Origin of the sequence: Dactylosporangium sp. CA-092794 (assembly GCF_050948465.1) — a bacterium.
GTDB lineage: Bacteria > Actinomycetota > Actinomycetes > Mycobacteriales > Micromonosporaceae > Dactylosporangium.
Genome location: NZ_CP192044.1, coordinates 10,983,215 through 11,006,651, shown reverse-complemented (window position 1 = coordinate 11,006,651; position 23,437 = coordinate 10,983,215). Strand labels below are relative to the sequence as shown.

17 protein-coding genes and 1 pseudogene are annotated in these 23,437 nt (G+C 70.7%); 11 read left to right on the top strand and 7 right to left on the bottom strand.

Annotation, left to right across the window (positions count from 1 at the left end; genetic code table 11):
- Positions 1 to 55: 55 nt before the first annotated feature.
- Positions 56 to 2,197 (bottom strand): annotated as a pseudogene (locus ACQPXD_RS47490) (transglycosylase domain-containing protein); the annotation flags it as partial.
- 47 nt (positions 2,198 to 2,244) lie between these two features.
- Here ACQPXD_RS47490 and cobC point away from each other — a divergent pair.
- Genes cobC through cobA form a run of 3 tightly spaced genes read left to right on the top strand, consistent with a single transcriptional unit; the run spans position 2,245 to position 5,515 of the window.
- A complete protein-coding gene (cobC, locus tag ACQPXD_RS47485; protein WP_432830279.1) occupies positions 2,245 to 3,270 on the top strand; it encodes an Rv2231c family pyridoxal phosphate-dependent protein CobC in 1,026 nt (341 codons plus the stop codon).
- Positions 3,264 to 4,307, top strand: coding sequence for a nicotinate-nucleotide--dimethylbenzimidazole phosphoribosyltransferase (gene cobT, locus ACQPXD_RS47480; protein WP_432830277.1), 1,044 nt, complete (start codon positions 3,264 to 3,266; stop codon positions 4,305 to 4,307). The genes cobC and cobT overlap by 7 nt, the downstream gene beginning before the upstream one ends.
- A complete protein-coding gene (gene cobA, locus ACQPXD_RS47475; protein WP_432830275.1) occupies positions 4,304 to 5,515 on the top strand; it encodes a uroporphyrinogen-III C-methyltransferase in 1,212 nt (403 codons plus the stop codon). Before cobT ends, cobA begins: the two co-directional genes overlap by 4 nt.
- 205 nt (positions 5,516 to 5,720) lie before the next feature.
- Here the strand turns inward: cobA and ACQPXD_RS47470 are convergent, their stop codons facing one another.
- From ACQPXD_RS47470 to ACQPXD_RS47460, 3 genes are all read right to left on the bottom strand, one after another.
- Complete coding sequence (locus ACQPXD_RS47470) at positions 5,721 to 7,079, bottom strand: IS110 family transposase (protein WP_432824405.1); 1,359 nt, start codon at positions 7,077 to 7,079, stop codon at positions 5,721 to 5,723.
- 688 nt (positions 7,080 to 7,767) lie between these two features.
- Positions 7,768 to 10,323, bottom strand: a complete 2,556-nt coding sequence (gene otsB, locus ACQPXD_RS47465; RefSeq protein ID WP_432830273.1) for a trehalose-phosphatase — start codon at positions 10,321 to 10,323, stop codon at positions 7,768 to 7,770.
- Positions 10,324 to 10,395: 72 nt separating this feature from the next.
- Positions 10,396 to 11,796 carry an alpha,alpha-trehalose-phosphate synthase (UDP-forming) gene (locus ACQPXD_RS47460; protein ID WP_432830271.1) on the bottom strand — a complete coding sequence of 467 codons (1,401 nt, stop codon included), beginning with the start codon at positions 11,794 to 11,796 and terminating at the stop codon, positions 10,396 to 10,398.
- 128 nt (positions 11,797 to 11,924) lie between these two features.
- Between ACQPXD_RS47460 and ACQPXD_RS47455 the strand changes: the two genes are divergently transcribed.
- The 8 genes from ACQPXD_RS47455 to ACQPXD_RS47420 all read left to right on the top strand — a co-directional run bounded on the left by ACQPXD_RS47455 (position 11,925) and on the right by ACQPXD_RS47420 (position 19,164).
- A complete protein-coding gene (locus ACQPXD_RS47455; RefSeq protein WP_432830269.1) occupies positions 11,925 to 12,500 on the top strand; it encodes a hypothetical protein in 576 nt (191 codons plus the stop codon).
- A 78-nt stretch (positions 12,501 to 12,578) separates the two neighbouring features.
- A complete protein-coding gene (ettA, locus tag ACQPXD_RS47450) occupies positions 12,579 to 14,258 on the top strand; it encodes an energy-dependent translational throttle protein EttA (RefSeq protein ID WP_432830267.1) in 1,680 nt (559 codons plus the stop codon).
- Between the two features lie 3 nt (positions 14,259 to 14,261).
- Positions 14,262 to 14,663 carry an acyl-CoA thioesterase gene (locus ACQPXD_RS47445; RefSeq protein ID WP_432830265.1) on the top strand — a complete coding sequence of 134 codons (402 nt, stop codon included), beginning with the start codon at positions 14,262 to 14,264 and terminating at the stop codon, positions 14,661 to 14,663.
- Entirely contained in the window at positions 14,651 to 15,274 is a 624-nt protein-coding gene (locus ACQPXD_RS47440) for a hypothetical protein (RefSeq protein WP_432830263.1), read from the top strand. The genes ACQPXD_RS47445 and ACQPXD_RS47440 overlap by 13 nt, the downstream gene beginning before the upstream one ends.
- Before the next feature lie 172 nt (positions 15,275 to 15,446).
- Positions 15,447 to 15,998, top strand: a complete 552-nt coding sequence (locus ACQPXD_RS47435) for a YbjN domain-containing protein (protein ID WP_432830261.1) — start codon at positions 15,447 to 15,449, stop codon at positions 15,996 to 15,998.
- Between the two features lie 235 nt (positions 15,999 to 16,233).
- Positions 16,234 to 18,111 carry a translation elongation factor 4 gene (gene lepA / locus ACQPXD_RS47430; RefSeq protein WP_432830259.1) on the top strand — a complete coding sequence of 626 codons (1,878 nt, stop codon included), beginning with the start codon at positions 16,234 to 16,236 and terminating at the stop codon, positions 18,109 to 18,111.
- A gap of 134 nt (positions 18,112 to 18,245) precedes the next feature.
- On the top strand, positions 18,246 to 18,815 hold the full coding sequence (locus ACQPXD_RS47425) for an NUDIX domain-containing protein (protein ID WP_432830257.1): 570 nt from the start codon (positions 18,246 to 18,248) through the stop codon (positions 18,813 to 18,815).
- Between the two features lie 70 nt (positions 18,816 to 18,885).
- Entirely contained in the window at positions 18,886 to 19,164 is a 279-nt protein-coding gene (locus ACQPXD_RS47420; RefSeq protein WP_432830255.1) for a GlsB/YeaQ/YmgE family stress response membrane protein, read from the top strand.
- Between the two features lie 1,400 nt (positions 19,165 to 20,564).
- Here ACQPXD_RS47420 and ACQPXD_RS47415 read toward each other — a convergent pair.
- From ACQPXD_RS47415 to ACQPXD_RS47405, 3 genes are all read right to left on the bottom strand, one after another.
- Complete coding sequence (locus ACQPXD_RS47415; RefSeq protein WP_432830253.1) at positions 20,565 to 21,485, bottom strand: phytanoyl-CoA dioxygenase family protein; 921 nt, start codon at positions 21,483 to 21,485, stop codon at positions 20,565 to 20,567.
- 204 nt (positions 21,486 to 21,689) lie between these two features.
- A complete protein-coding gene (locus ACQPXD_RS47410; RefSeq protein WP_432830251.1) occupies positions 21,690 to 22,595 on the bottom strand; it encodes a hypothetical protein in 906 nt (301 codons plus the stop codon).
- A gap of 52 nt (positions 22,596 to 22,647) precedes the next feature.
- On the bottom strand, positions 22,648 to 23,424 hold the full coding sequence (locus ACQPXD_RS47405; RefSeq protein ID WP_432830249.1) for an enoyl-CoA hydratase-related protein: 777 nt from the start codon (positions 23,422 to 23,424) through the stop codon (positions 22,648 to 22,650).
- Positions 23,425 to 23,437 lie beyond the last annotated feature (13 nt).

Sequence of the window (23,437 nt, the reverse complement as noted above, 5' to 3'; positions counted from 1 at the left end):
GGGCTGGGGTGGCGTGGGTGGTGCGGGTGCGGGGCTTGGGGGCGGCGGCCTGCTTGCCGGTGATGGCCGGGCTTGGTGGGGTGAAGCCGCGGACCGGAGTGCCCGCCAGGGCGTCGCGTAGCGTCTCGGCGACCGTCTCGCGGGGCTTGCCGGCGTTGCCGGAGCCGACGCGGTGCAGCGGGTTGTCCGGGTCGGCGATGAAGCCGGCGATGGTCAGGCCCGGAGTCATGCCGACGAACCACGCCGTGCGGTCGTCGTCGGTGGTGCCGGACTTGCCGGCGACCGGGCGGCGGACCGTCGAGTACACGCCGGAGGCCGTCGACCAGCCGCCGCAGTCGCCGGTGGCGGCGCGGTAGCCGGTCACGCAGCGGGCCGCGTCGACGGCGCCGCGGGCCACGTCGGGGGAGACTGCCTGCGTGCAGCGGGGCTTGGCGACCTCGACGCCCTTGTCGTCGACGGCCGGTTTGCCGGCCGGGTCGGTGATCGAGACGACCGGGATCGGGTCGCAGTGGATGCCGTCGGCGACGACCGTGGCGAAGGCGCCGGCCATCTCCAGCGGGGTGGTGTCCGCCACGCCCAGCGTGAAGGCGCCCCAGCTCTTGGCCTTGGCGGGGGAAGCCTGCAGCTTGTCGACGCCGGTACGCCAGCGCAGGCCCAAGCGCTCGGCCATGCGGACCGCGGCGTCGGCGCCGACGCGCTGCTCGAGCTGGACGAAGTACGTGTTGACCGACTTGCCGAAGCCCGACCACATGGTCTGCCGGCCGGTCATGGAGCTGGAGGCGTTGGACGGGCACCAGTAGTCGTTGCCGCAGTGGGCGGGGCTGTTGCGGCCGGTGCGGTACTGCGACTGGTACGTCTTCGGGGCATAGATCGCGGTCGACAGCGGCATTCCCTGCTCGAGCGCGGCCAGCATGGTGAACATCTTGAACGTCGACCCGGCCTGGTAGCCGGCCATGTCGCCGCCGCCGAGGAGCGGGTTGACCGTGTTCGGGTAGTTGCCGCGCAGCCGGTTGCGCTGGCGCGGGTCGGAGTGCGGGCCGTTGCCGGCGCGGTCCAGCGAGTACACCCGGTTGACCGCCATCGCCCGGATCAGGCCGGTGCCGGGCTCGATCGCGACCTGGCCCAGCGCGTAGGGGCTGCGGTTCTTCTCGCGCTTGGCGATCTGCTGCTGCGCGATCTCCTGGATGCGCGGGTCGAGGGAGGTGACGATGCGGTACCCCCCGCGGCGCAACTTGTCGAGGCGCTCGTCCGCGGTCGTGCCGAAGGCCGGCTGGTCGCTCCACCAGGAGCGCAGCATCGCGCAGAAGAAGCCCCAGCCGGGGCGGGTGGCCAGGCAGTCGTTCGGCGGGTCGGAGAGCTTCAGCGCGATGGGCGTGGCGTGCGCGGCGGTGGCGTCGGCGGCGGTGAGGTACTTCAGGTCGACCATCCGGTCGATGACGTAGTCGCGGCGCGTGGTCGCGACCTTCGGGTCGGCGTTGCCGGGGTCGTAGGCCGACGGCGCCTGCACCAGGCCGGCCAGCAGCGCCGCCTCGGGCACGGTCAGATCGGCGGGCTTCTTCGAGAAGTACACCTCGGCGGCGGCCTGGATGCCGTAGGCGCGATGGCCGAAGTAGGCGACATTGAGGTACCGCTCGAGAATCTCGGTTTTGCTCATGTGTTTTTCGAGCTCGATGGAGAGCTTCATCTCGCGCAGCTTGCGCGCGCCGGTCTGCTCGGTGGCCGCGTTGACCTCGGCCGGGGTGCGGGCGGAGTCGCGCAGGACGTTGCGGACGTACTGCATGGTGATCGTCGACGCGCCCTGCGACACGCCGCCGGACTTCTGGTTGGCCACGAACGCGCGCGCCACGCCCTTGAAGTCGACCCCGTGGTGCTCCCAGAACCGCGCGTCCTCGGCGGCCACGATAGCGTGTTGGACGTTGATAGACATCGATGTTATGGGGGTGTACGTGCGGTACTCCTCGTAGAACTGCGCGAGCATCGTGGTGCCGTCGGCGGCGTACACGTGCGTCGTCTGCGCGGGCACCGACTGGCGTAACGCCTCCGGCGCCATGTCCAGGGCGTCGGCGCCCTGTTTCGCGCCGAGCCCGGTGATCGCGATCAGCGGGTACATCAGCGCCGCGACGGCAAGGCCCGCGAGCAGGCCGGTCCGCAGGAGGGTGAGCGTGGCGCGAGCCACCCGTTTCGTGCGCGCGATCACATTCTTAAGCTAGGACAATTCGGCCCGGCGTACGCGACGATCGCCTGATGCTGCGGTTTCATGGCGATGCTGAGGTCGCCCCCGGCCTCGTCGACCTCGCGGTCAACGTCCGGCAGGAGGCGCCCCCGTCGTGGCTGACCGGCCCGATCGCCGCGTCGCTGGCGAACCTGGCGCGCTACCCCGACCCGGCCGAGGCGACGGCGGCGATCGCGGCCCGGCACGGGCGGCCGCCGTCGGAGGTGCTGCTGACCGCCGGCGCGGCGCAGGCGTTCACGCTGCTCGGCCCGGCGCTGCGCCCGCGGCACCCGGTGGTGGTGCACCCGCAGTTCACCGAGCCGGAGGCCGCGCTGCGCACCGCCGGCTATCCGGTCTCGCGCGCGATTTTGTCGGAAGATTCCGGATTTGTACTTCGAAATCTCGACCTTTCGGCAAGTGCCGATCTCGTCGTGGTTGGCAATCCGACAAATCCGACATCGGTGCTGCATCCGGCGGCGGACGTCGCCGCCCTCGCGCGGCCGGGGCGGGTGCTCGTCGTCGACGAGGCGTTCGCCGACACCGTGCCGGGCGAGCCCGAGTCGCTCGCGGGCAACCGCGACCTGCCCGGCCTGCTCGTGATCCGCAGCCTCACGAAGACGTGGGGGCTGGCCGGGCTGCGCATCGGCTACGTCCTGGGTCCGGCCGAGGCGATCGAGCGGCTGCGCGAACATGCTCCACTGTGGAGCGTCTCCACGCCCGCGCTGGCCGCCGCGATCGCCTGCGCCTCGCCGCGCGCCGTCGACACGGAGCGTGAGATCGCCACCCGGCTCGTGGCCGACCGCGCGCACCTCGTCGCGGCGCTGCAGCGGGCCGGGATCCGCGTCGCCGGGCGGCCGGCGAGCTCGTTCGTGCTGGTCAGGGTGGACGGCGGCGAACGGGTGCGGGCCGCGCTGCGCGAGCGCGGGTTCGCGGTGCGACGTGGCGAAACCTTCCCGGGACTGGGCCCGGACTGGTTACGTATTGCCGTGCGAGACACTGCCACGAGTGACGCCTTCGTCGCGGTGTTGTCTGACGTACTGGGAGGGTCAACATGCTGAACGAGACAATCGCCGCGATCGGGCCGCTCAACGACGAGGCCATCGCCGCCGCCCGGGCCCTGCAGGGCCGCCTGACCAAGCCGATGGGCTCCCTCGGCACGCTGGAGACCCTCGCCGTGCGCCTCGCCGGGCTGGCCGGCGTGTGCCCGCCGCCGATCCCGGAGCCGGCCGCCCTGGCCATCTTCGCCGGCGACCACGGCGTGCACGCGCAGGGCGTCACGCCCTGGCCGCAGGAGGTCACCGCGCAGATGGTGGCGAACTTCGTGGCAGGCGGAGCGGTCGTCAACGCGTTCGCGCGGCAGGCCGGCGTCGCGGTCACCGTCGTCGACGTGGGCGTGAAGGCCGTGCTGGAGCCGGCCGAGGGGCTGCTCGACCGCAAGGTACGCGCGGGCACCCGCGACCTGAGCGCCGGCCCGGCGATGACCCGCGAGGAGGCCCTGCAGGCGCTCGAGACCGGCATGCGGGTGGCCGAGGACCTCGTGGCCGGCGGCGCCCGGGCGCTGCTCACCGGCGACATGGGCATCGCCAACACCACGCCGTCGGCGGCGCTGATCGCCGCGTTCACGCACGCCGACCCGGCGGCCGTCACCGGGCTCGGCACCGGCATCGACAGCGAGACGCACGCCCGCAAGGTGGCCGTCGTCACCTCGGCCGTCGTCGGCCTGCACGTCGAGGACCCGGTCGACATCCTGGCCGCGGTCGGCGGGCTGGAGCACGCGGCGCTGGCCGGGTACATTCTGCGGGCCGCCGCGCTGCGCGTGCCGGTGATCCTCGACGGCGTCATCGCCGCCTCGGCCGCGCTCGCCGCGCACGCGCTGGCGCCCGCGGTCACCGGCGCGATGGTGGCCGGGCACCGCTCGGCCGAGCCGGGCGCCTCGGTGGCGCTGGACTATCTTGAGCTGGAACCGCTCGTCGACCTGGGCCTACGCCTGGGCGAGGGCACCGGCGCCGTGCTGGCGCTGCCGATCGTGGCCAGTGCTGTCCGCGTGTTGCACGAAGTCGCCACCTTCGACTCAGCTGGAGTTGCCCACAAGTGAACCCCTACCCCCTCGGCCTGCGGCTCGACGGCCGGCGCGTCCTGGTCGTCGGCGGCGGCACGGTCGCCACCAGGCGCGTGCCCGCCCTGCTGGACGCCGGCGCGGACGTCGTGCTCGTCTCCCCGCACATCACCCCGGCGCTGCGCGCCCACGTCGACGCCGGCCGGCTCACCTGGCGGGCCCGCCGGTTCGAGCCGGCCGACGCCGACGACGCCTGGCTGGTGCACGTGGCCGTGAACGACCCGGAGGCCGGCCGCGCGATCAGCGAGGTGACCGAGGCCAGGCGGATCTTCACCGTGCGGGCCGACGACCGCCACGCCGCCACCGCCTGGACGCCCGCCGTCACCCGGCACGGCCCGGTCACGGTCGCGGTCCTGGCCGGGGGAGACCCCATCCGCGCGGTCGCGGTGCGCGACGCGATCGGCGAGCAGCTTTCCACCGGCGGCCTCGACGGGACCGATCGGGAGACAATGCGCGGTACCGTCGCGCTCGTCGGCTCCGGCCCCGGGGACCCGGAACTGCTCACCGTCCGCGGCCGCCGCCTGCTCGCCGCCGCGGACGTCGTCGTGGTCGACCGGCTCGCGGCCGGGTTGCTCCTCGACGAGCTGCGGCCCGAGGTGGAGCTGTTCGACGCCTCCAAGATTCCGTACGGCCCGTCCGCCGCCCAGGAGGAGATCAACCGGGTCCTCGTCGAGCGCGCCAAGGCCGGCGGCTTCGTGGTCCGCCTCAAGGGCGGCGACCCCTTCGTCTTCGGCCGGGGCGGCGAGGAGCTGCTGGCCTGCGCCTCCGCGGGCGTGCCGATCCTGGTGGTACCGGGCGTGACCAGCGCGATTGCCGTGCCGTCGGCGGCGGGCATCCCGGTCACGCACCGCGGCCTCGCGCACGAGTTCACGGTCGTCTCCGGGCACCTGTCGCCGGACCACCCGGACTCGCTGGTCGACTGGCCGGCGCTGGCCCGGCTGCGGGGGACGATCTGCGTGCTCATGGGGCTGAAGAACCTGCCGGCGATCGCCGCGGTGCTGCAGGAGCACGGGCGGGCGCCGGACACGCCGGTGGCCGTGGTCCAGGAGGGTACGACCCGGGCTCAGCGCACGGTCCGCGCGACGCTGTCCACGGCCGCCGACGCGGCGAAGGAGGCGGCACTGCGCCCGCCGGCCGTGATCGTCATCGGCGCCGTGGTCTCCGCACTCCCGCCCCTGGACACCTGAGCTTTCCGGCCCGGCCTCGTCAGCCTCTCCGGCCCGCCGCGTCCGTCTGGTCCGGCCCGGCCGCGTCCGTCTGGCCAAGTCCCGATAAGTCGGGCGCTCCGCGCCGCGACTGACCGGAAAATGACCTCAACCACTGCGGGCCTGGGCGTGTGGGATCGGCCCGGGATCCTCTCGGGGGTCCGGGCGGTGGGTGTTCGGTTTCGAGCTAGGCGGCGGGTTGCAGGGTGACGGTGTGGCCGAGGGCTTCGAGTTGGCGGATGAGGTTGCGGATCTTGCGGTCGGTGTTGACGCGGGTGGTGTGGTAGTCGGGGCCGAGGTCGTGGTAGCGGGCGGTGGGGTCGGCCAGGAGGTGCCAGACGATGACGAGGATGGAGCGGGCGACGGCGACGAGGGCTCGGCGTTTGCCGCGGCGTTTGACGATGCGGCGGTAGCGTTCGCCGAGGAAGGTGTGGGTTTTGGCGGCTGCGGCGGCGGCTTCGCCGAGGAGTCCTTTGAGGTAGGGGTTGCCTTTGCCGGTCCGGCCTGTGGTGTGGGTGGCCCCGGACTGGATGGTGCGGGGACACAGTTTGCTCCACGAGGCCAGGTGGCCGGGGGTGGGGAAGCGGGTCATGTCCAGGCCGATCTCGGCCAGGATGATCTGCGCCCCGCGGGGGCCGATGCCGGGGATCTCGACCAGCCGGTCCAGGGCACCCAGCCCGGCAGGGGCGGCCTGGCCGGGGCTGCCCGCGGGACTGTCGTGGCTGTCGTGGCTGTCGGGGCTGGCCGGGGTCGGGATCGCGGCGATCAGTTCCTCGATCCGGGTGGTGAGGGTTTCGATCTGCCGGTCGAGTGCGTCGATCTGGTCGAGCAGGATCCGGGCCAGCTCGCCGTGGTGGTCGTCGAACCGGCCGGTCAGCGCCTCGATCAGGGCGGCGTGCCGGGCCTTCATCTTGCCCCGGGCCAGCCCGGCCAAGGTCTGCGGGTCGCGTTCACCGGCGATCAGCGCCTCGAACATGTCCCGGGTCGACAGCGTGTCCAGTCTGCTGGCCACCGACGACACCTTGATCAGCGCGTCTTCGAGGAGCTTTTCCAGGCGCTGCCAGTGCCGGGTCCGTTCCTGGGTCAGGTCGATCCGCATCCGGGTGTAGTCCCGCAACACCCGGATCTCGCCGGGCGGCACGAACGAGGGCCGCAACAGCCCCTTCTCGGTCAGCTTGGCCAGCCACACCGCATCCAGCTTGTCGGTCTTGGGCCGGCCCGGCACGTTCTTCACGTCCCGGGCGTTGACCAGCTGCACGTCCAGCCCGGCCGCTTCCAGCAGATAGCACCAGATCCGCCAGTAGTCCGACGTCGACTCGACGGTCACCTTCTCAATCCCCGACCCCACCAGCTGGCCGGCGAGCTCGGCGACCGCCCGGGTGGTGGCCGGCACGTCCCACACCCGGCTGACCCGCCGGCCCGCTACGCCCGGGCCCGGCAGCCGGGTACACACCTTCCCGAACTCTTTGGCCACATCGATCGCGCAGACCCGCTCCACGAGCTGCTCGTACTCCTGATCGGCAATCTCTTCGGGCTCGTCGATCACCGCGGCCAGTCCTCCATCACCAGTACCGAGGGCAACAATGGCGGGCCGCCCGGGGGCCACGGTCGGGAACCGAAATGCTGACCGGCGTGCTCAAGGCAACAGTGCGTGACCCTTCAGGGTCGGGCCCCGACGTCAAACTTATCGACGGGCTCCTACGTCCCAGGTAACGGACCGACGTCAGCGGGCAACCCGGCACCATCCTCCCGCGGGCCCACCTACCAGACCGGCGACGGCGCGCAACCCGCCCCCGTTTTCACGCCTGCGCGGCGTCACCCGAAGGGACAGGAAAACTTAACGGATTTTTCTCCCGGCGGGGCATAAATCCGATTTGGCGACCCCAAGTCTCCGTGATCATGCGTGCGGCCATGCTGAGACACCGGGTTCGCCATGATCGCGGAGACATACGGTGCCTATGTGTACGTTTTGTCTCCGTGATCACGAAAATCGCGTGGTGCGCGCGGCTGGTTTCGCATGATCGCGGAGACATAGCGACGCCCGCCAGGCGTCGAGCGCCGACTTATCGCCTGTCAGGGCACAAGTCGCCTGCCGGGGTATAAGTCGGATAAATCCGGACACGGAGTGTCTGGATTTATCCGGTTTCCGGCGGTTCCGTCAGGGGGAGGTCCGTCAGGGGTCTGTCAGGGGCTAGGGGAGGGCGCCCCCGTAGGAGAGGGCGCCCCAGTGCGGGTCAGGAGCGGTCCAGCTCCAAAGCGCAGCGGATCAGGCCCAGGTGCGAGTAGGCCTGGGGGTGGTTGCCCAGGGCCCGCTCGGTCATCGGGTCGTACTCCTCCGGGATCAGGCCCGTCGGGCCGGCGCACTCGATGAACTGCGCGAACAGCTCCTCCGCGTCCGCCCGGCGGCCGGTGCGCAGGTAGGCCTCGATCATCCACGTCGTGCACAGGTGGAAGCCGCCCTCGACGCCCGGGAGGCCGTCGTCCCAGCGGTACCGGTAGACCGTGGGGCCCTCGCGGAGCTCGGCCTCGACGGCGAGGACGGTGGCCAGGAAGCGCGGGTCGTCGTCCTGCAGCAGGCCGGAGAGGCCGATCCACAGGACCGAGGCGTCCATCTCCTCGTAGCCGTAGGCGACGGTGTACGCGCCGATCTTGGCGTTCCAGCCCTTGTCCAGGACGTTCTCCGCGATCGTGGCGCGCAGGGTGCGCCAGACCTCGGGGACCGGCCGGCCCTGGCGCTCGAAGAGCTGGATGCCGCGGTCGACCGTCATCCAGCACATGACCTTGGAGTACACGTAGTGCCGGGGACGGCGACGGGCCTCCCAGATGCCGTGGTCGGGCTCGTGCCAGCGGCGCTCCACGGCCTCGACCATCGCGTTCATGAGCGCGAAGTCGCCATCCTCGGGCGGGCGCACGTCGGCCAGGGCGCAGACCAGGTCGGCGACCGGGCCGAACACGTCGAGCTGGACCTGGCCGTTGGCGGCGTTGCCGACGCGGACCGGGCGGGAGCCGGCGTAGCCGGGCAGCGCCTCGATCACAGCCTCCGGGCCGAGCTCGTTGCCGTCGAGGGTGTAGAGCGGGTGGAGCCGCTCCGGGTGGCCGTCGGTGTTGTCGGCGATGCGCAGCGTCCAGCGCACCAGCGACTCCGCCTCCTCGGTCGAGCCGAGGTCGACCAGGGCCTTGGCGGTCAGCGAGGCGTCGCGCAGCCAGCAGTACCGGTAATCCCAGTTCCGCGAGCCGCCGACCTCCTCCGGCAGCGACGAGGTCGCCGCGGCCAGGATGGCGCCGGTCGGCTTGTGCCACAGGCCCCGCAGGGTCAGGGCGCTGCGGCGGACGAGGTCCTTGGCGACCGAGGGCAGCTTCAGCGAGTCCGACCAGTCCCGCCAGCTCGATTCGGCGGCGATCTGCCGCTCCGCCAGCGGCACCCGGGGCGCCTCGATCGAGTCGGTGCCCAGGCGCAGCTCGAGCATCGCGCTGCCGCCGACGGCGCCGAGGTCGACCGTGGCGCGGGCCAGGTCGCTGTGGCCGTCGGAGGTGATCTCCCACTCGATGCCGGGGGAGTAGAGCGCGATGGGCTCGTTGGAGCCGAGCACGAGCAGGCCGTCGTCGCCGAGCGGCTGCAGGCGGATGTGCACCTGGCCGAAGTCGGGGCGCGGGACGAAGTCGATCCGCGCCCGGGAACTGCCCGACAGCACGCGGATCAGCGAGTTGCCGGTGCGGTGGTGGTCGAGCCAGTCCGTGACGGTCAGCCCCGACCAACGGGTCTCGACGGTCATGGTGCCCGGACGGTACCGCTGCCCGAGCGGGATCCCGCCCCGCTCCGGCTGCACCGTGAAGTGCCCCGCGGCGGTGTCGCCGAGCAGGTCGGCGAAGACCGCGCCGGAGTCCGGCTTCGGGTGGCACAGCCAGGTGACCCGGGCGGCCGGGGTGAGCAGCGCGACGGTGTTGGTGTTGGACAGCATCGAGTGGCGCTCGATCGGCACCGCCTGCTCGCCGAAGAGCCAGCGCCGCCGGGTGAAGAGCAGCAGTTCCAGCACCGCGACGGCGTCGGCCGCGCCGTCGATGGTGTACCGGGCCTGGGTCTCGTCGCCGATGCCGACCTTGATGCCCAGGTCGGGGCCGTGCAGGTGGGCGAAGGCCTTCTCGTCGGTGGCGTCGTCACCGAGGTAGACCACGGCGCTCGCGGAGACCTGCATGCGCAGGGCGTCGACGGCCAGGCCCTTGTCGGTCGGTACCACCGAAAGCTCGATGACCTCCTTGCCGGTGGTCACCTCGATGTCCGGCCAGAGCGCGGCGCCGCTGCGCACCGCGTCGAAGACCCGCTGCGCCACGTCGCGCGGCGCGGCCCGGGTGTGCACGGCGATGCTGGCCGGCTTGCCCTCCAGCCGCACGCCGGGCTGGTTGTTGCAGATGGCGTTGAGCGCCGCGTGCAACTCCGCGCGGCGCTGCTGGCGCTCGGGCGGGAGCTCGTCGACGAAGCCGACGTCGAACTCGGAGCCGTGGCTGCCGACCAGGCGCACCTCGGCGGGAAGGCGGGACAGGGCGGCGAGATCGCGCAGGGCGCGACCGCTGATCACGCCGACCGTCGTCTGCGGCAGCGAGGACAGGGCGCGTACGGCGGCTACGGATTCTGCGGTCGGGGTCGCCTTGGTGGGGTCCGCGACGATCGGCGCGAGCGTGCCGTCGTAGTCACATGCCACCAAGAGGTTGGGCACGCGGGCGACGCGAAGCACCGCCGCGCGGAGGTCCGGGTCGAGCGAGAGGACGTTGCCTGTCGCCGAGGTCTGGTTCATGTCCGGCCTGTTCGTGGGAGCGTAGGAGGTCGTAGAGGCGTTCAGGGTGTCGGGATCGTTGCGGTGGGCGGTTCATGATGCCGCGCCGAGTGCGTCGAGGAACGCGTCCGCCCAGGTGCGGACATCGTGCGCGCGCAGGTGGGAATGCATAGCATGCATCCGTTTGCGCCCTTCGACCGGGTCGACGTGAATCGCACGCATGAGTGCGTCTTTCACCCCGTCGAGGTCGTGCGGGTTGCACAGGAACGCCTGGCGCAGTTCGGCCGCTGCGCCCGCGAATTCCGACAGCACGATGGCGCCTCCGCCGTCGGCGCGCGCGCCGACGTACTCCTTGGCCACCAGGTTCATGCCGTCCCTCAGCGGAGTCACCATCATGACGTCGGCCGCAACATACAGAGCGGCCAGCTCAGCCCGACTGTACGACTGATGGAGATAGTGCACGGCCGGTTGGCCAACTCGTCCGTACTCGCCATTGATCCGCCCGACCTCGCGTTCGACGTTCACCCTGAGGGTCTGGTAGTGCTCCACCCGCTCCCGGCTCGGCGTAGCCACTTGTACCATCACCGTCTCGGGCGCCGTGAGTCGTCCTTCCGACAGCAATTCTCTGAACGCCTTGAGCCTCCTTTCGATGCCCTTGGTGTAGTCGAGCCGGTCCACGCCCAGGATGATGGTGCGCGGATCGCCCAGCTCGGTCCGGATGGCCTTGGCCCTGGCCTGGACTTCCGGTGACGAGGCGAGCCGGCGCATCTCTTCGACGTCGATCGAGATGGGGAACGCCTCGGCCCGCACCGTGCGGCCCTCCCACTCGACGATCCCGCGCCGCACCCGGGTGCCCAGCAGATGTCGGGCCAGTTGGACGAAGTTCTGCGCGCCGAGTGGCCGTTGGAAACCAACCAGATCGGCACCGAGCAAACCCTTGAGAATGTCGGCGCGGCGCGGTAGTTGCATGAAGAGTTCGACCGGGGGGAATGGGATGTGCAGAAAAAAACCGACCTTGAGATCGGGCCGGGTCTCGCGCAGCAGGGCCGGCACGAGCTGCAGCTGGTAGTCCTGCACCCACACCGTCGCGCCCGGCGCGGCGTCGTCGGCGACGGCCTTCGCGAAGCGCTCGTTGACCAGCCGGTACGACTCCCACCATCGTCGTTTGAAGACGGGTGTCTCCACGGCGTCGTGATACAGCGGCCAGAGGCTGGAGTTGGAGAAGCCCTCGTAGTAGCGCTCGATCTCGCCCGCCGTGAGGGAAACGGCGTGCAGTTGCACCCCGCCCACCTCGAAGGTCTCGTCCGACTGGTCGGCCTCGCCGGAACCGCCCGGCCAGCCCACCCAGGTCCCGTTACGCTGTTGCAGCACCGGTTCGAGCGCGGTCACCAGACCGCCCGGGCTCCTGCGAAAGCTGACTTCTCCGTCCGGGCCGACCACCTTGTCGACGGGCAGCCGGTTGGCGACCACCACGAATGCACTGTTTCCGGCCACGTGTCGTGTCCTCCCCAGGGCGGTTGTCCTCTTTTTGGTGTAGAGACCGTCGTACTTTCAGCCTACTGATACCGGTAGCCACCCGGCAGCCTGCGGAGTGCTGGCTCACAGGTGCGATCCTGCTGTGCATGTCGCGATACGAGGCCGAGCCCGAACCGGGATCGAGCCGGACCACTACCGTCGTCCTGCTCTCATTGCTCATCCTCGCGGTCATCGGGGCGTTGTTCGGGTACGTGCTCGGTCAGCGTGATATCGATGAGAGTAAGTCATCGTCCGGTGACGGTCCGTCGGCGGTGCCGGCCACGGGTAGCACCCGCCGCGGGCCCAGCTTCCCGCCGTCGTCCTGTCCCGGCTTCATCAGCCAGGGTGTGAAGGCGCAGGACCGCAACGCCTCCGTCACGCTGTACCTGGTGCAGTACATCCGCACCAAGAACCGCGAGGTGTGGATCTGCCGGGAGTCCGACGGCTCGGGCCTGTGGTACCAGGGCCATGACAAGCGCAAGGACTGGTACGAGTCCGACGGCGGGGAGATCCCGGTCGAGGGCGACAATGGCCTGCTGCGCCCGGGCGTGACAACTCCGGCCAACCGGACCTATGTCCTCAAGAACGACAACACGACGTACACCGTCACACCGGATGCCCTCACCGTCACCGGCGGGCAGACTTACACCGAGCCGGCCGTCCAGGCGAACCCGGCTCCCTGAATCCCGATTTGGGAGGCGGCCGCCCGCCTGGAAAGATTGACCCGACACACACAAGAGTTCACCGGAGGTAGGAGCGCCGTGGCGCAGTACATCTACGTGCTCGAAAAGGCGCGCAAGGCGCACGGCGACAAGGTCGTGCTCGACAACGTCACGCTGTCGTTCCTGCCCGGCGCGAAGATCGGTGTGGTCGGCCCCAACGGCGCCGGCAAGTCGAGCCTGCTCAAGATCATGGCGGGCCTGGACAAGCCGAGCAACGGCGAGGCCCGGCTCATGCCCGGCTTCACGGTCGGCATGCTGCAGCAGGAGCCGCCGCTGAACGAGAGCAAGACGGTCCTGGGCAACATCGAGGAGGCCGTCGCCGACACCAAGGCCAAGCTCGCCCGGTTCAACGAGGTCGCCGAGCAGATGGCGGTCGACTACACCGAGGAGCTCATGGAGGAGATGGGCCGGCTGCAGGAGGAGCTCGACCACGCCGACGCGTGGGACATCGACTCCAAGCTGGCGCTGGCCATGGACGCGCTGCGCTGCCCGCCGCCGGACGCCGACGTGTCCCAGCTCTCCGGTGGTGAGCGCCGCCGGGTCGCGCTGTGCAAGCTGCTGCTGGAGGCGCCCGACCTGCTGCTGCTCGACGAGCCCACCAACCACCTCGACGCCGAGAGCGTGCAGTGGCTGGAGCAGCACCTGCAGAAGTACGCCGGCGCCGTCCTGGCCGTCACCCACGACCGCTACTTCCTCGACCACGTCGCCGAGTGGATCGCCGAGGTCGACCGCGGCCAGGTCCACGGCTACCAGGGCAACTACTCCACCTACCTGGAGAAGAAGGCCCAGCGCCTGGCCGTGCAGGGCCGCAAGGACGCCAAGCTGCAGCGGCGCCTCAGCGAGGAGCTCGAGTGGGTGCGCTCCAACGCCAAGGCCCGCCAGACGAAGTCCAAGGCCCGCCTCGGCCGCTACGAGGAGATGGCCAACGAGGCGGAGAAGACCCGCAAGCTGGACTTCGAGGAGATCCAGATCCCGCCGGGCCCGCGCCTGGGCAACCTGGTCATCGAGGCCGGCAGCCTGCGCAAGGGCTTCGACGAGCGCGGCCTGCTCATCGACGACCTGTCGTTCACGCTGCCGCGCAACGGCATCGTCGGCATCATCGGCCCGAACGGTGTGGGCAAGACCACGCTGTTCAAGACCATCGTGGGGCTGGAGAAGCCGGACGCGGGCACGGTGCGCATCGGCGACACGGTCCAGCTGTCCTACGTCGACCAGAACCGCTCCGGCCTCGACGGCGACAAGACGGTGTGGGAGGTCGTCTCCGACGGCCTGGACCACCTGATGGTCGGCAAGGTCGAGATGCCCTCGCGGGCCTACGTCGCCGCCTTCGGCTTCAAGGGCCCCGACCAGCAGAAGCCGACCAAGGTCCTGTCCGGCGGCGAGCGCAACCGGCTCAACCTGGCGCTGACGCTGAAGATCGGCGGCAACGTGATCCTGCTCGACGAGCCGACCAACGACCTCGACGTCGAGACGCTGTCGTCGCTGGAGAACGCGCTGCTGGAGTTCCCCGGCTGCGCCGTGGTCATCTCCCACGACCGGATGTTCCTGGACCGGGTGGCCACGCACATCCTGGCCTGGGAGGGCGACGACGAGAACCCGGCCAAGTGGTTCTGGTTCGAGGGCAACTTCGAGTCGTACGAGAAGAACAAGGTGGACCGGCTCGGCGCGGACGCGGCGCGTCCGCACAGCGTCACCTACCGCAAGCTGACCCGCGACTGAACAGTGGCCAGGTTCGTCTACCACTGCGCCCTGCGCTGGTCCGACCTGGACGCGTATGGGCACGTCAACAACGCGCGCTTCCTCACCCTCTACGAGGAGGCGCGCGTTGCGCTGATGTTCACCGCCGCCCAGGCGGCCGGCCTGTCGTCGTTCGAGAACGGCATCGTCATCTCACGTCATGAGATCGACTACCTGCGGCCAGTCGACTACGGCGACCCCGTGCGCATCGAGCTGTGGATCGAGGAGATCAAGGCTTCTCGATTGATCGTGGCGTATGAGCTCTTCGACGGGGACGCCCTCGCGTCGCGGGCGCGAACGGTGTGCGTGCCTTACGACCTGGAGGCCGGCCGGCCCCGCCGGGTCAAGGACGTCGAGCGCGAGTTCCTCGCACCATGGCTTGGATAGCCGAATCCGGCCGCTCGGACGCCGTGGCGTTCCTCACCCGGGTGGCGCGGCTGGACCCCGGCGCGGTCGTGCGGTTGCGGCCCGCCGGGGAGGGCGCGGTCACGCTGTGGTCCCGCTTGCCTTGGGGGGTACTCGTCTGTCGCGGCATTCCCGCCCGAGTCGCCCGTGACCGCACCGTCTCGGTGCGCGACCTGCTCGCCGCCGTCGACGGTGAGCTTCCCACATCCCGGGACACCGACTGGCGCTGGTCGCTGCCGGCGGTCCCCGGCGCCGCCGTCGAGCGGATCCCCGGCGCCGACGTCGTGCGGGTGGGCCGGGCGGCGGCGCAGACCGTCCGCACCGCCGCGGCCGAGGGCGTCGGCGGCCGGCCGGTCGGGTCGCGGATGTTGCGCGACGCGCTCCTCGACCACGTGCCGATCGTGGTGACCACGGAGGGTGAGCGGCGTATACCGGTGTCCCAGCGGCTCGTCCAGGCGGTCATCCGTATGGGCTTTACCTCGTCCGGTCCCGGGGACTTCGTCGATGTCCGGATTTCCGGTCCGTGGACCGCTCTGGCCTGCGCATATGGCTCTGCCTGGCATCGCGCGGGCGGATCACCCCTCATCGGATAGACGGCTGTAAGACCCTCACCCGAACGGGTGGGGAAAGGGTGAAATTGGGGGCTGCTGAATCTCGGCCGAACGGGTACCGTCCTCTTTCGGGTCCACCGCCCAGCGAGTTTCGCTCGGCGTGGGACCGCGCACATGCGGGTGGAGGCGCACGGGGGAGCAGGGAGCCGGGACGATGCCAAGGTGGCCATGGCGTGCCGAGCCGAACGGGTCGAAGGCCGACTCGATCGTCGCTCAGCTGCCGCGGGAAGACGCGACCCCGACGATCGACGCGGCGGTCGAGGTGGTGCCGGAGGACGGCACCGCGCTGATCGCTCCGATCACGCTGCTCAGGGTGGCCGAGGCCCTCGAGAAGCTGGAGATCCGATACCTGACCGACGGCGACGGCAGCCTGCTCGCGCTGTGGGAGCGCCACGCGGTGCTCTTCGCGCTGGAGGGCCCGTCGGACGAGATCCTGGTCATCCGGGCCCGGCCGCACGCCACGGTGCCACCGGACTGGGCCGACCGCTCCTATCGCGTGGTCAACGAGTGGAACCACACGCGCCGCTTCTACAAGGCCTATATCGGCGATCCCACCGACCGCGGCCAGCTGCCCATCTACGCCGAGATGCAGGTCCCGCTGCTCTCCGGCGCGCACGACGCCCTCGTGGCCGAGCTGGTCGACTGCGCCACCGTGGTGGCCCTGGGCTTCGTCGACTGGCTGCACGACGAGGGTGCCCTGCTCTAGCGCGGCTTCTGCCGCTCGGTGGGCCGGCCGGGTTCCGCCGAGCCGGATCAGTATTGGGTTCAGGCCTCTCGATCGCCTATCGAACCGCTCTCGGGTGCCTCTCGACGCCCATGCCCGACGTTATCCGGAGCAATCGGGCATGGGCGGATCACCGGCCGGTACGGCCGTGAGCCACCGGTGCGCCGGGCGTGGGACGATGTATGAGATCCCCAAGCCCGATGGAGAACGGACGCCCGTGCCACCGACGATCGACCCCGGCGTGAACCGCCCCGGCGCCACCGCGCCGGACCGGATTCGCAACTTCTGCATCATCGCCCACATCGACCACGGCAAGTCCACCCTGGCCGACCGGATGCTGCAGCTCACCGAGGTGGTCGAGGCCCGGCAGATGCGGGCGCAGTATCTCGACCGCATGGACATCGAGCGCGAGCGCGGCATCACGATCAAGAGCCAGGCCGTGCGCATGCCGTGGACGGTCCGCGAGGGCGGCCTGGCCGGCGAAGAGTTCGTGCTCAACATGATCGACACGCCGGGGCACGTCGACTTCACCTACGAGGTCTCGCGCAGCCTCGCCGCCTGCGAGGGCGCGGTCCTGCTGGTCGACGCCGCGCAGGGCATCGAGGCGCAGACGCTGGCGAACCTGTATCTCGCGCTCGAGAACGACATGCAGATCATCCCGGTGCTCAACAAGATCGACCTGCCGGCGGCGCAGCCGGAGAAGTACGCCGAGGAGCTCGCCCACCTCATCGGCTGCGAGCCGGACGACTGCCTGCGCGTGTCGGGCAAGACCGGGGTCGGCGTGCCGCACCTGCTGGACGAGATCGTGCGGCAGCTGCCGGCGCCGATCGGCGACGCCGCCGGGGCCGCCCGCGCCATGATCTTCGACTCGGTCTACGACGTGTACCGCGGCGTGGTCACCTACGTGCGGGTCGTCGACGGGCGGATCGAGGCCCGCGACCGGATCCGGATGATGTCCACCGGCGCCGTGCACGAGCTGCTGGAGATCGGCGTCATCTCGCCCGAGCCGATCAAGGGGCCGGGGCTGGGCGCCGGCGAGGTGGGGTACCTCATCACCGGCGTGAAGGACGTGCGCCAGTCGCGGGTGGGTGACACGGTCACCATCAACACGCGGCCGGCGAGCGCGGCGCTGGGCGGTTACAAGGACCCCAAGCCGATGGTGTACTCCGGGCTGTATCCGATCGACGGCTCGGACTACCCGCTGCTGCGCGACGCGCTGGACAAGCTCAAGCTCAACGACGCCGCCCTGGTCTACGAGCCGGAGACGAGCGCGGCGCTGGGCTTCGGCTTCCGCTGCGGCTTCCTCGGCCTGCTGCACCTGGAGATCATCCAGGAGCGGCTGGAGCGCGAGTTCAACCTCGACCTGATCTCGACCGCGCCCAACGTGGTGTACCGCGTGATCATGGACGACGGCACCGAGCACGCGGTGACCAACCCCAGCGAGTTCCCCGACGGCAAGGCCGGCCAGATCTTCGAGCCGACCGTCCGCGCCACGGTGCTGACCCCCAACGACTACGTCGGCGCGGTCATGGAGCTGTGCCAGGGCCGCCGCGGCTCGCTGCTGGGCATGGACTACCTGTCCGCCGACCGCGTCGAGCTGCGCTACACCCTGCCCCTCGGCGAGATCATCTACGACTTCTTCGACCAGCTCAAGAGCCGCACCAAGGGCTACGCGAGCCTCGACTACGAGCCCTCCGGCGAGCAGCAGGCCGACCTGGTCAAGGTCGACATCCTGCTGCACGGCGAGCCGGTCGACGCGTTCAGCTCGATCGTGCACAAGGACAAGGCCTACAACTACGGCGTCACGATCGCCGGCAAGCTGCAGAAGCTCATCCCGCGCCAGCAGTTCGAGGTCCCGATCCAGGCCGCCATCGGCAGCCGGATCATCGCCCGCGAGACGATCCGCGCGATCCGCAAGGACGTGCTCGCCAAGTGCTACGGCGGTGACATCAGCCGCAAGCGCAAGCTGCTGGAGAAGCAGAAGGAAGGCAAGAAGCGGATGAAGATGGTCGGGCGGGTCGAGGTGCCACAGGAGGCGTTCATCGCGGCCCTGTCGACCTCCGACACCCCAACCACCGACAAGCCGAAGAAGTGACCCACCCTTCCGCGCCGGCCTCTCCCGCGCCGGCCTCTTCCGCGCCGGCCTCTTCCGCGCCGGCCTCTTCCGCGCCGGCAGCTTCGGTAACGGCCGCTCCTGCTGCGGCCTCTCCTGCGGCGGCAGCTTCGGTGATGGCCTCTGCTGCGGCGGCCTCTGCTGCGGCGGCAGCTTTGGTGACGGCCGCTCCTGCGGCGGCGGGGGGCCGGCATTGCCCACGTTGCGGCGGGCGCACCGGCCCGCTGCCGGCGGTCTGCGGCGCCTGCGGTTACCAGGCGTTTCTCAACCCGCGTCCGACCGGCTCGGCGATCATCCTCGACGGCGACCGCTTCCTGGCCATCCTCCGGGCCCGCCCGCCCCGCGCCGGCTGGTGGGACCTGCCCGGCGGCTTCTGCGACGGCTTCGAGCACCCCGCCGACGCGGCCGTGCGCGAGGCCCGCGAGGAGTTGGGCGTCGAGATCGAGCTGGGCGAGTTCGCCGGGATGTACATCGGCACGTACGAGTTCCAGGACGAGCCACTGCCCATTCTGGACTGCTTCTGGGTAGCCCGGATCACCGCCGGCGAGATCACCTTGGATCCGTCGGAGGGCACGGAGTACACCTGGTTGCCGTTGACCGATCCGCCGGAAATGGCATTCCCCACCATGGACGTGGCACTGCGCAATCCCCTCGTTCGAGCATCTTCGTCGCGTTTGGCCTCCTGAGCCCACGGGCACTACAAGCTCAACCGCAAAAGCCCGCCCCCCGGGTTGAGCTTGGAAGAGGAGGAGACCAGTGACTGTCACCGGTATCATCACCGCGCTGATTGTCGGTCTGATCATTGGCGCGCTCGGGCGACTGGTCGTCCCCGGCCGCCAGAGCATTCCGATCTGGCTGACGATGGTCATCGGCGTGGTCGCCGCGCTGCTGGGCACCGTGGTCGCGAACGCCATCGGCATCTCCACGGACACCCCCGGCGTCGACTGGGGCGAACTGCTGGTCCAGGTCATCCTGGCCGCCATCGGCGTAGCCCTGGTAGCCGGCTTCGCCGGCCGCGGCCGCCGCGCCCTCTAAAAAAACCGAACCACGTGGCCCCCGGGATCCCCGGGGGCCACCCGCAATGCGCCAAGGCCGCAACAACAAACCCCAAGCCACCACGCCGCAGGCGCCATAAGGCGCCGCCACTGCGCCGAAGGCGCGACAGCGAAGCGCAGCTACTGCGCCGAAGGCGCGATTGGGGAGCGCAACCACTGCGCCGGAGGCGCAAATGGGGGACCGCGCCCAGGACGTCAGGGGCGCGCAGCGCGGAAAAGAGTGGCCGCGCAGCGGCCATGGGGGGTCTGGGGTGGGAACCCCCCAGGCAAGCGCCGCGACGGAGTCGCGCGTGGCTAGAATTTCGGACCCCAACCAATGCGCCGAAGGCGCAACAAGAAACCCCAGCCACCGCGCCGAAGGCGCCACAAGGTGCCGCAACCACTGCGCCGCAGGCGCAATGGGGGACCGTGCCCGGGACGTCAGGGGCGCGCAGCGCGGAAGAGAGTGGCCGCGGAGCGGCCATGGGGGGTCTGGGGTGGGAACCCCCCAGGCAAGCGCCGCGACGGAGTCGCGCGTGGCTAGAATTTCGGACCCCAGCCAAATGCGCCGGAGGCGCGACAAGAAACCCCAGCCACCGCGCCGGAGGCGCCATAAGGGCCCCAGCCACTGCGCCGAAGGCGCAATGGGAAAGCGCAGCCACCGCGCCGAAGGCGCGCCAGGGAAGCACAGCTACTGCGCCGGAGGCGCGACAGGGGTAGCCAGCCACTGCGCCGGAGGCGCGATCGGGGACCGCGGCGACTGCACCGGAGGCGCGATGGGGCACCGCAACCGGGACGTCAGGGCCGCGCAGCGCGGAAAGCATCGGGGCGGACTTATGTCTCCGTGATCATGATGTCCGTCGTGGCGAAATCACGGGTTTGCCATGATCCCGGAGACTTCTGGTACACAGGTGTACATGATCACTCCGTGATCATGAAAAACCGTTGGTGTCGGCAGCGGGCGCGGCATGATCGCGGAGACTTCCTGTCGCTGCACTGCGCTCCCCGGTGTGCAGCGCCCGCCGCGGCGCGCGGACCTGGTCGCGGACCGAGCTCGCCGAGGGGGAGAGCGGTCGCCGGCGCGCACGGAGGCGCCGGTTCGCGGGCGGCGCAGGCCGGCACGGCGCGCGGGGTGGGGCGCCGCGCTTCGCGCGAGCCCGCACGGCGCGCGGGTGCGGGGCAGGGTGCGGGTGCGGAACAGCGCGCGGGTGCGGGGCGGGGCGGCGTGCGGGTGCGGGGCGGTGTGCGGGTGCGGGTGCGGGGCGGTGTGCGGGTGCGGGGCGGGGCCGGGCGCGGGTCGGTGTGCGGGTGCGGGTGCGGGGCGGCACGGCGTGCGGGTGCGGGCGGGCCAAAAAGCCGCAAGGGGGGCTCCCGGTAAGGAACCCCCCGCGCTTCCAGGCGCTAGCGCAGCCAGGGAACCGACCGGTCCAGCAGCCCGCGGGTCTTCAGCTCCTTGCGGAGCGGAATCTCCTCGTCGATGTAGCCGTTCCAGTTGATGCCCCAATAATTGGCCGTGTGCGTCGCCTCGCCGCACAGTTGGCGCTGCACCGGCGTGCGGTTGGCCCACCACTCGCCGTCGTAGTCGACCGGCATGTCGTCCAGCTGGCGGATCCAGCGGTACGTGTAACCGATGAACAGCATCTTGCGGGTGATGTTCGAGTAGTTCGGCGACCGCGAGTGCCACAGCCGCCGGTCGAAGATGAAGCAGTCACCCGGGTTCGCCGTGATCTCGACGGTGCCCTCGGGGTCGGGGTTGTGCACCGTGGTGTCGGCGGGGCGGGCGAGCGAGTTCCACAGGTGGCTGCCCGGAATCACCTTGGTCGCGCCGCGGCCCGTTTCCGAGAGGTCGGAGAGCACGTACGCGATCTTGAGCGAGAACATCGGCCGGGGGACGTTGGGGTCCATCGTCTCCGGGTCGGAGTTCTGGCGGTAGCCGTCCTGGTGCCAGCCCCACGAGGGCGGCTCCTCCTCGGAGGTGGGCGGCGTCACGTCGAGGTGGTTGTGGTGCGTGTAGATGTTCCAGCCGGCCAGGCCCCACATGTAGGGGAAGAGGGTCGGCTGGGTCAGCAGGTGCCCGAACAGGTCGTCCCGCGTCAGGAAGCCCAGCAGGTGCAGCGTGCCGTCCTTCTTCATGCTCGAAGAACCGGCCGCCTTCTCCTCGGCCCAGATCCGGTCCACGGCCGCCTCGAGCTGGGCGCGGTGGTCCTCCTTGAGGACGTTGCGGACCAGCAGGAAGCCCTGATCCAGGAACTCCTTGCGGTCGGCCTCGCTGATCGGCTCATAGCCGGTGAGGCCGCCGTAGTCGGGTGCAGCGGACGTCATGTCCTCCCCTTACCTCTTGACTTGGTCGTGCCTTGCTGATGCCCCAAAACCGGAGCAGTTCAAAACCGGAAGGCCCGAAAGCCGGAGCGACCGATCGAACGACCGATGGTAACGCGAGGTGTACGGGCGCCCGACTCGGGAGTTGGCCACCTGACAATGTCCGAACGGGCGACAACCTGCTGGTCGCGTTGAACGTCAAGGCTTTTAGTACACCTCGGCGACGACCCGCTCGCCGGCCGGGCCGGCGTCGATGCCGCCACGCTCCGTCACGTGCGCCCACGCGCCGCTCTCGGCCGTCCACTGCAGGCCGGCGAAGACGACCCGCTTCACGCCGTTGTCCTGGGCGTGGGCGACCAGCCAGTGGGCGTACTGCCAACCGGCCTTCGGCTCGCGGACCTTGAGCGCCACCCCGGCCAGGTTGGCCACGTCGGCCGTGCTGACGGTGCCCCAGTCCAGCTTCAGGCTGGCGCCGAGCGACCGCACCGCGTCGGGGCCGTGGCTGGTGGTCTCGGCGGGGCCGCAGGCCACCGCGCCGGTGACGTCGCCGCTGAGGGCCCGGGCCATGATCTCGGACTCGTCGACCCACTTGTCGTAGGCCTCCGGGTGCGCGCTGCGCTGCACCTGCTGGGCGGCGTCGGTGATCCGCATCTGCTGCCAGCCCTTGATCTTGAGCAGGGCGGTGTAGAACGCGTTGGCCGCGTAGCGGGGGTCGGCGATCTGGTCCGGGCGGCCCCAGCCCTGGCTGGGCCGCTGCTGGAACAGCCCGATCGAGTCGCGGTCGCCGCCGGTGAGGTTCTCCAGCTTCGACTCCTGCCAGGCCGTGGCCAGCGCGATGACCAGGCCGCGCTGCGGTACCTTGCGGGTCAGCCCGACCGCGGTGATGGTGGCGGCGTTGGCCAGCTGCTCGGCGCCGAGCTCGACCTCGCCGGTGGCGTCGCCGGTCGCGTTGACCGACGCGTTGCCGGCGTTGACCACGCAGTCGCGGGCGACGGGCGGCAGGCGCAGCGGGATGTTCTGGCCGATCTGGTGGACGACGACGTAGGCACACACCGCGACGGCGATGATCGCGAACAGCGCCACCGCCATCAACCGTCGAACCCGCATCGTCACCTTCCCGCTGTTCAGGCCGACCAGCGTACGGTCCCGGCGCCACCCGTCCCGATCACACGGCGCCGTCCGGGATCCAACTGGGTCGGCGTTTTTCCCGAAATGCCATGATGCCTTCCCTGCCCTCCGCGGATCCGAAATATCCGACCGAGAGTTCGGTGAGCGCCGCGATCTCCGCCCCGAAGGTGTCGGCCCGGCGGTGCCGCAGCAGCGCCTTCGCCCCGGCCAGCGCGCCCGGCGCGGCCCGCAGGAGCTCGACGACGTAGCCCGCGACGGCGGCGTCGAGCGAGGCCGGCTCGACCGCGGCGGTCACCAGCCCGATCCGCTCGGCCCGGGCCCCGTCGAACGTCGCCCCGGTGAGGAACAGCTCGGCGGCGTCCCGCGGGGCCAGCCGCGGCAGCACTGTGGCGGAGATCACGGCGGGGATGACACCGATGCGTACCTCGGAAAACGCGAACGTCGCATCCGCGGTGCACACAGCGATGTCGGCGGCGGCGATCAGGCCCAGCCCGCCGGCCCGGGCCGGCCCGCCCACCCGGGCCACGACCGGCTTGCGCCCCTCCCAGATCGCGGCGAGGAGTTCGCCGAGCCGGCTCACCGGCGGCCGGCCGGAGTCGAACGCGTCCGCGGTTTCCCGCAGGTCGGCGCCGGAGCAGAACACGGGCCCGGCGTGGCTGAGCACGACGACCCGCACGGCGTCGTCCGCCTCGGCCGCGGCCAGCGCCGCCAGCAGCTCCTCGATGACCGCCGTCGACAGCGCGTTGCGGGTGGCCGGGTTGTCGAGGACGAGCGTCGCCACACCGTGCTCCGTCTGCGACCGTACGAAAGTCATGCGGGCACACTAG